The organism is Variovorax sp. GW822-FHT04E09 (genome assembly GCF_058800845.1).
This window is the reverse complement of the sequence record NZ_JBXAMR010000003.1, coordinates 446,288-455,797: the sequence shown is the minus strand read 5'-3', so window position 1 is coordinate 455,797 and position 9,510 is coordinate 446,288. Positions and strand designations below refer to the sequence as shown.

Sequence of the window (9,510 nt, the reverse complement as noted above, 5' to 3'; positions counted from 1 at the left end):
TGAGCACGGCGACCAGCGGGATCTCTAGCCTGTCCACGAGCCTGAGCTCGACAAACAGCAATGTCAGCAGCCTGTCGACCTCCACTTCGAGCGGCTTGAGCACAGCCACGAGTGGCATCGACAGCCTGTCGACCTCCACATCCTCGGGTCTGAGCACGGCGACGAGTGGCATCGAGAGCCTGTCGACCGGGCTGAGCACCACGAACAGCAACGTGAGCAGCTTGTCGACGTCGACTTCGAGCGGTCTGAGCACCGCGACCAGCGGCATCTCGAGCTTGTCGACGGGCCTGAGCACGACCAACAGCAACGTGAGCAGCCTGTCGACTTCTACGTCGAGTGGCCTGAGCACGGCGACCAGCGGGATCTCTAGCCTGTCCACGAGCCTGAGCTCGACAAACAGCAATGTCAGCAGCCTGTCGACTTCCACGTCGTCTGGCCTCAGCACCGCCACGAGCGGCATCTCCAGCCTGTCTACAGGCCTGAGCACCACGAACAGCAACGTGGGCAGCCTGTCGACTTCGACATCGTCGGGTCTGAGCACAGCCAACAGCCGTATCGACAGCCTGTCGACGTCCACGTCGAGCGGCCTCAGCACCACGAACAGCAACCTGGACAGCCTTTCGACCTCGACGTCGAGTGGCTTGAGCACGGCGACCAGCGGCATCTCCAGCCTGTCCACGGGCCTGAGCACGACGAACAGCAACGTGGGCAGCCTGTCGACTTCGACATCGTCGGGTCTGAGCACGGCGACCAGTGGGATCTCCAGCCTGTCGACCGGTCTGAGCACGACCAACAGCAATGTGAGCAGCCTGTCGACGTCCACGTCGTCGGGATTGAGCACAGCCACGAGCAGCATTGACAGCCTTTCGACTTCGACGTCGTCGGGGCTGAGCACCGCAACCAGCGGTATCTCCAGCCTGTCCACGGGCCTGAGCACGACGAACAGCAACGTGAGCAGCCTGTCGACCTCGACGTCGTCTGGTTTGAGCACGGCTACGAGCAGCATCGATAGCCTTTCGACTTCGACGTCGTCGGGTTTGAGCACGGCGACCAGTGGGATCTCCAGCCTGTCGACCGGTCTGAGCACCACGAACAGCAACGTCAGCAGCCTGTCGACGTCCACGTCGTCGGGCTTGAGCACGGCCACGAGCAGCATTGATAGCCTTTCGACGTCGACGTCATCGGGTCTGAGCACCGCCACCAGCGGGATCTCCAGCCTGTCTACCGGCCTGAGTACCACGAACAGCAATGTCAGCAGCTTGTCGACCTCGACGTCGTCGGGGCTCAGCACGGCGACCAGTGGCATCTCCAGCCTGTCCACTGGCCTGAGCACTACGAACAGCAACGTCAGCAGCTTGTCGACCTCGACCTCGTCCGGTCTGAGCACGGCCACGAGCAGCATCGACAGTCTTTCGACGTCGACGTCGTCCGGTTTGAGCACCGCTACCAGCGGTATCTCCAGCCTGTCGACTTCGACGTCGTCTGGTTTGAGCACTGCCACCAGCGGTATCTCCAGCCTGTCCACGGGCCTGAGCACGACGAACAGCAACGTGAGCAGCCTGTCGACCTCGACGTCCTCTGGTTTGAGCACCGCGACCAGTGGCATCTCCAGCCTGTCTACCGGCCTCAGCTCCACGAACAGCAACCTGGACAGCCTTTCGACCTCCACGTCGAGCGGTCTGAGCACTGCAACCAGTGGAATTTCGAGCCTGTCGACTTCGACGTCGTCGGGCCTGAGCACGACCAACAGCCGTATCGATAGCCTTTCGACATCCACGTCGAGCGGCCTGAGCACTGCGACGAGCAGCATCGACAGCCTCTCGACGTCTACGTCCTCGGGTCTGAGCACTGCGACCAGCGGCATCTCTAGCCTGTCCACTGGCTTGAGCACGACCAACAGCAACGTCAGCAGCCTGTCGACCTCCACGTCGAGCGGCCTGAGCACGGCGACGAGCAACATCGACAGCCTATCGACGTCCACGTCGTCTGGTTTGAGCACTGCCACCAGCGGTATCTCCAGCCTGTCGACTGGCTTGAGCACGACAAACAGCAATGTGAGCAGCCTGTCGACCTCGACGTCGTCCGGCCTGAGCACGGCGACGAGCAACATCGACAGCCTTTCGACGTCTACGTCCTCTGGTTTGAGCACTGCGACCAGTGGTATCTCCAGCCTGTCGACCGGCCTGAGCACGACGAACAGCAACGTCAGCAGCCTCTCGACCTCGACCTCGTCGGGTCTGAGCACCGCCACCAGCGGCATCTCCAGCCTGTCCACTGGGTTGAGCACGACGAACAGCAACGTCGGCAGCCTCTCGACCTCCACGTCGTCGGGTTTGAGCACGGCGAACAGCAGCATTAGCAGCTTGTCGACGTCTACATCGTCCGGCCTGAGCACGGCCACGAGCAGCATCGACAGCCTGTCGACGGGCTTGAGCACGGCGACCAGTGGCTTCTCGAGCCTGTCCACCGGCCTGAGCACCACCAACAGCAACCTGGACAGCTTGTCGACGTCCACGTCGAGCGGCTTGAGCACGGCCACCAGCGGTATCTCCAGCCTGTCCACGGGTCTGAGCACCACGAACAGCAACGTCGGCAGCTTGTCGACCTCGACTTCGTCTGGCTTGAGCACGACGAACAGCCGTATCGACAGCCTGTCGACGTCCACGTCGTCGGGCTTGAGTACGGCGACCAGTGGCATCGATAGCCTGTCTACCGGCCTGAGCACGACGAACAGCAACGTCAGCAGCCTGTCGACGTCGACGTCGTCTGGCTTGAGCACGGCGACGAGCAGCATCGACAGTCTTTCGACTTCGACCTCGTCGGGTCTGAGCACTGCCACCAGCGGCATCTCCAGCCTGTCCACTGGCTTGAGCACGACCAACAGCAACGTCAGCAGCTTGTCGACCTCGACGTCGTCGGGGCTGAGCACGGCGACCAGTGGTATCTCCAGCCTGTCGACCTCGACGTCGTCTGGCCTGAGCACCGCGACGAGCAGCATCGACAGCCTCTCCACGTCCACATCGTCGGGTCTGAGCACGGCCACCAGCGGTATCTCGAGCCTGTCCACGGGGCTGAGCACGACGAACAGCAACGTCAGCAGCTTGTCGACCTCGACGTCGTCGGGGCTGAGTACGGCGACCAGTGGCATCTCCAGCCTGTCGACCTCGACGTCGTCTGGCCTGAGCACGGCCACGAGCAGCATCGACAGTCTTTCGACTTCGACGTCGTCGGGTTTGAGCACTGCCACCAGTGGCATCAACAGCCTGTCGACCGGTCTGAGCACGACCAACAGCAATGTGAGCAGCCTGTCGACGTCCACGTCGTCAGGGCTGAGCACGGCGACCAGCGGCATCGCCAGCCTGTCCACCGGCCTGAGCACCACCAATAGCAACCTGGACAGCTTGTCGACATCCACCTCGAGCGGCTTGAGCACGGCAACCAGTGGTATTTCGAGCCTGTCGACTTCGACGTCGTCTGGCTTGAGCACGGCGACGAGCAGCATTGGCAGCCTTTCGACCTCGACGTCGTCTGGTTTGAGTACTGCGACCAGCGGTATCTCCAGCTTGTCCACTGGCCTCAGCTCCACGAACAGCAGCCTGGACAGCCTGTCGACGTCCACGTCGAGTGGCTTGAGCACGGCCACCAGCGGTATCTCGAGCCTGTCTACGGGCCTGAGCACCACGAACAGCAATGTGAGCAGCCTGTCGACCTCCACGTCGTCCGGCTTGAGCACGGCGACGAGCAGCATCGACAGCCTGTCGACTGGCCTGAGCACGACCAACAGCAACGTGAGCAGCTTGTCGACGTCTACGTCGTCGGGCCTGAGCACGGCCACGAGCAGCATCAATAGCCTCTCGACCGGCTTGAGCACGGCAACCAGCGGTATCTCCAGTCTGTCGACTGGCCTGAGCACCACGAACAGCAACGTGAGCAGCCTGTCGACATCCACGTCGACCGGGCTGAGCACGGCCGCGAGTGGCATCGATAGCCTGTCGACGGGGCTCAGCACGGCGACCAGTGGCATTTCCAGCCTGTCCACTGGCCTGAGCACGACGAACAGCAATGTCGGCAGCTTGTCGACCTCGACGTCCTCGGGTTTGAGCACGGCTACGAGCCGCATCGATAGTTTGTCGACCGGTTTGAGCACCGCAACCAGCGGTATCTCCAGTCTGTCCACCGGCCTGAGCACCACGAACAGCAACGTCAGCAGCCTGTCGACGTCCACGTCGTCCGGCCTCAGCACCGCCACGAGCGGCATCTCCAGCCTGTCTACAGGCCTGAGCACCACGAACAGCAATGTGGGCAGCCTGTCGACTTCGACATCGTCGGGTCTGAGCACAGCCAACAGCCGTATCGACAGCCTGTCGACGTCCACGTCGAGCGGCCTCAGCACCACGAACAGCAACCTGGACAGCCTTTCGACCTCGACGTCGAGTGGTTTGAGCACGGCGACCAGCGGCATCTCGAGCCTGTCCACGGGCTTGAGCACGACGAACAGCAACGTGAGCAGCTTGTCGACCTCGACGTCGTCTGGCCTGAGCACTGCGACGAGCAGTATCGACAGCCTGTCGACCGGGCTGAGTACCACGAACAGCAACGTGAGCAGCCTGTCGACTTCGACGTCGAGCGGCCTGAGCACTGCCACCAGCGGCATCTCCAGCCTGTCCACTGGCCTGAGCACGACCAACAGCAACGTCAGCAGCCTGTCGACCTCGACGTCGTCCGGCCTGAGCACTGCGACGAGCAGCATCGACAGCCTGTCGACGGGCTTGAGCACGACGAACAGCAACGTGAGCAGCTTGTCGACTTCGACGTCGAGCGGCCTGAGCACGGCCACGAGTGGCATCTCGAGTCTGTCCACCGGCCTGAGCACGACGAACAGCAACGTCAGCAGCTTGTCGACTTCGACGTCGAGTGGCCTGAGCACGGCTACGAGCGGCATCTCGAGCCTGTCGACGGGCCTGAGCACTACGAACAGCAACGTCAGCAGCCTCTCGACGTCTACGTCGTCTGGCCTGAGCACGGCGACCAGTGGGATCTCGAGCCTGTCCACCGGCCTGAGCACGACGAACAGCAACGTGAGCAGCCTGTCGACTTCAACGTCGTCGGGACTGAGCACGGCCACGAGCGGCATCGACAGCCTCTCGACCGGCTTGAGCTCGGCGACCAGTGGCATCTCCAGCCTGTCCACGGGACTGAGCACCACGAACAGCAACCTGGACAGCCTCTCGACTTCGACGTCGTCGGGCTTGAGCACGGCGACCAGCGGTATCTCGAGCCTGTCGACGGGTCTCAGCACAGTGACCAGTGGCATCTCCAGCCTGTCGACCGGCCTGAGCACCACGAACAGCAACATCAGCAGCCTCTCGACGTCGACGTCGTCCGGCCTCAGCACTGCGACCAGCGGTATCTCCAGCCTGTCCACGGGCCTGAGCACGACGAACAGCAATGTCAGCAGCCTGTCGACCTCGACGTCGAGTGGCCTGAGTACGGCCGCGAGCGGCATCGACAGCCTGTCGACGGGCCTGAGCACCGCAACCAGCGGTATCTCGAGTCTGTCAACGGGATTGAGCACCACCAATAGCAACGTGAGCAGCCTGTCGACTTCGACATCGTCGGGTCTGAGCACAGCGACGAGCGGCATCGACAGTCTCTCGACCGGCTTGAGCACGGCGACCAGTGGCATCTCGAGTCTGTCCACCGGCTTGAGCACGACGAACAGCAATGTCAGCAGCCTGTCGACGTCGACGTCGTCCGGTCTCAGCACCGCTACCAGCGGCATCGACAGCTTGTCGACGGGGCTGAGTACCGCCACCAGCGGTATCTCCAGCTTGTCCACGGGCCTGAGCACCACGAACAGCAACGTCGGTAGCTTGTCGACTTCGACGTCGAGCGGCATCTCCAGCCTGTCGACCGGCCTGAGCACCGCCACCAGCGGTATCTCCAGCTTGTCCACTGGCTTGAGCACGACCAACAGCAACGTGAGCAGTTTGTCGACGTCTACGTCGTCCGGTCTGAGCACCGCCACGAGCGGCATCGACAGCCTCTCGACTGGTTTGAGCACGGCGACCAGTGGCATCTCCAGCCTGTCCACCGGCTTGAGCACGACGAACAGCAACGTGAGCAGCCTCTCGACGTCTACGTCGTCTGGCCTGAGCACGGCCACGAGCGGAATCGATAGCTTGTCGACGGGTCTGAGCACCGCAACCAGCGGCATCTCCAGCCTGTCCACCGGCTTGAGCACGACCAACAGCAACGTCAGCAGCCTGTCGACCTCGACGTCGTCTGGCCTGAGCACCGCTACGAGCGGAATCGACAGCCTGTCGACCGGTCTGAGCACCGCCACCAGCGGTATCTCGAGCCTGTCCACCGGTCTGAGCACCACGAACAGCACCGTGGGCAGCTTGTCGACTTCCACGTCGAGCGGCATTTCCAGCCTGTCGACGGGCCTGAGCACCGCCACGAGCGGCATCTCCAGCTTGTCCACCGGCTTGAGCACGACGAACAGCAACGTCAGCAGCCTGTCGACTTCCACGTCGAGTGGCCTGAGCACCGCTACGAGCGGAATCGACAGCCTGTCGACCGGCTTGAGCACGGCGACCAGTGGCATCTCGAGCCTGTCCACGGGCTTGAGCACGACGAACAGCAATGTCAGCAGCCTGTCGACGTCGACGTCGTCCGGTCTCAGCACCGCTACCAGCGGCATCGACAGCTTGTCGACGGGGCTGAGCACCACCAACAGCAACGTCAGCAGCCTCTCGACTTCCACGTCGTCTGGTCTGAGCACCGCGACGAGCGGAATCGACAGCCTCTCGACTGGTCTGAGCACGGCGACCAGTGGCATCTCCAGCCTGTCCACTGGACTGAGCACGACCAACAGCAACGTCAGCAGCCTGTCGACTTCCACGTCGAGTGGCCTGAGCACCGCTACGAGCGGAATCGACAGCCTGTCGACCGGCCTGAGCACTGCCACCAGTGGCATCTCTAGCCTGTCCACCGGCTTGAGCACGACGAACAGCAACGTGAGCAGCTTGTCGACTTCCACGTCGTCCGGCCTCAGCACCGCAACCAGCGGCATCTCCAGCCTGTCCACCGGCTTGAGCACGACGAACAGCAACGTGAGCAGCCTGTCGACGTCGACGTCGTCTGGCTTGAGCACGGCCACGAGCAACATCGACAGCCTCTCGACCGGTTTGAGCACCGCGACCAGCGGCATCTCCAGCTTGTCCACTGGCTTGAGCACGACGAACAGCAACGTCAGCAGCCTCTCGACGTCCACGTCCTCGGGTCTGAGCACCGCCACGAGCGGCATCGACAGCCTGTCGACCGGCCTGAGCACCGCCACCAGCGGCATCTCCAGCCTGTCCACCGGCCTGAGCACCACGAACAGCAATGTGGGCAGCCTGTCCACTGGCTTGAGCACGACGAACAGCAATGTGAGCAGCCTGTCGACCGGCCTGAGCACCGCCACCAGCGGCATCTCCAGCCTGTCCACCGGCCTGAGCACCACCAACAGCAACGTCAGCAGCCTCTCGACCTCCACGTCCTCGGGCCTGAGCACCGCCACGAGCAACATCGACAGCCTCTCGACCGGCCTCAGCACCACGAACAGCAACGTCGACAGCCTCTCGACCTCGACCTCGTCGGGCCTGAGCACGGCCACGAGCAGCATCGACAGCCTGTCGACCGGCCTGAGCACGACCAACAGCAACGTCAGCAGCCTGTCCACCTCGTTCTCGTCCGGCCTGAGCACCGCCTACAGCGGCATCTTCAGCCTGTCGACGGGCCTGAGCACGACGAACAGCAACCTGGGTAGCCTGTCGTCCTCGACCTCGACCGGCCTGAGCACTGCCAACAGCGGCATTGGCAGCCTGTCGACCGGCCTGAGCACCGCCAACAGCAGCATCAACAGCCTGTCCACCGGCCTGAGCACGACCAACAGCAATGTCGGCAGCCTCTCGTCGGGCCTGAGCACGACGAACAGCAACCTGAACAGCCTCTCGACCTCCACGTCGTCCGGCCTGAGCACGGTCACGAGCAGCGTGAACAGCCTGTCGAGCTCGGTGTCCACCGGCCTGAGCACCTCGGCCAGCCGCATCGACAGCCTGTCGACCGGGCTGAGCACGGTGGGCAGCAGCGTCGACAGCCTCTCGACCGGCCTGAGCACGACCAACAGCGCCGTCGGCAGCCTGTCGACGGGCCTGAGCACGACGAACAGCAACGTGAGCAGCCTGTCCACCGGGTTGAGCACGACCAACAGCACCGTCAACAGCCTGTCGACCGGCCTGAGCACCACCAACAGCAACCTGGACAGCCTGTCCACCAGCGTGGGCGGTGCGGCCAGCGGGCTCTCCAGCCTGTCGACCTCGACATCGACCGGCCTGAGCACCGCCACGAGCAGCATCAGCAGCCTGAGCACGACGGTCAACACGATCAACGACAAGGGCACGAAGTACTTCCACGCCAACTCGACCAACACCGACTCCAAGGCCAGCGGTGCGGAAGCGGTGGCGATCGGGCCGCGTTCCGAAGCCAGCGGCGCCAACTCCTTCGCGGCCGGCAACGGCGCGCGGGCCACGGCCGACGGCGCGGTGGCGGTGGGCTTCGGGGCGCAGGCCACGGGCACCAACGCCATCGCCATCGGCACCGGGGCGCTGGCCACGGGCTCGCAGGCGATCGGCGCGAACTCCCGTGCCGGCGGCGGCGGCGTGGCCCTGGGTGACGGTGCGGACGCCGGCGGCACGCCGCTGAGCAAGGCGCAGAACATCGCGCAGGGCACGGCCATCGGCTTCGGCGCGGTGGTCCAGCAGACCGGCGGCGTGGCACTGGGTGCGAACTCGGTGGCCTCGCGGGCGGCGGGCGTGGCTGGCTACGTGCCGGGCAGCGCGAATGCGCAGCAGGAAGCGGCCATCAAGGCCACGACCAGCACGCAGGCGGCGGTGTCGGTGGGCGATGCGGCCAACAACCAGTTCCGCCAGATCACGGGCGTGGCAGCCGGCTCGGCCGACAGCGACGCGACCAACGTGGCGCAGCTGAAGGCGGTCTCGGCGGCTGCGAAGGCCAGCAGCGTGCAGTACGCCACCAACCCCGACGGGTCGGTGAACTACAACCAGATCACGCTGGGCACCGAGACTTCGGGTCCCACGCGCATCAGCAACGTGGCACCGGGCGTGCTGCCGGGCGACGCGGTCAACCTGGGCCAGCTGCAGCAGGTGCAAAAGCAGGTGGGCGACGTGGCGCGCATCGCCTACTCGGGCTCGGCGATGGCCTTCGCGATGTCGGGCACCTACCTGCCCACGCTGTACCCGGGCGAGAAGACGATCGGCATCGGCATGGGTTCGTACAAGGGCTACAGCGCGGTGGCGCTGACCTTCAAGGCCCTGTCGGACGACGGCAAGATCTCCTGGGGCGCGGGCCTGAGCTCCACCGGCAAGGAGTGGGGCGTCAACGCGGGCATCGGCTGGAAGTGGAAGTAAAAGGCCGCTAGGCCGACGCCCCCGGTCCGGTGGC

The 9,510-nt window shown here is 64.3% G+C and carries 1 protein-coding gene and 1 pseudogene; both read left to right on the top strand.

The window, feature by feature from the left end; genetic code table 11:
• Nucleotides 1–6,968 (top strand): annotated as a pseudogene (locus AC1RL8_RS14405) (beta strand repeat-containing protein); the annotation flags it as partial.
• A gap of 468 nt (nucleotides 6,969–7,436) precedes the next feature.
• A complete protein-coding gene (locus AC1RL8_RS14400; RefSeq protein WP_493196572.1) occupies nucleotides 7,437–9,476 on the top strand; it encodes a YadA family autotransporter adhesin in 2,040 nt (679 codons plus the stop codon).
• The last annotated feature ends 34 nt before the right edge of the window (nucleotides 9,477–9,510 follow it).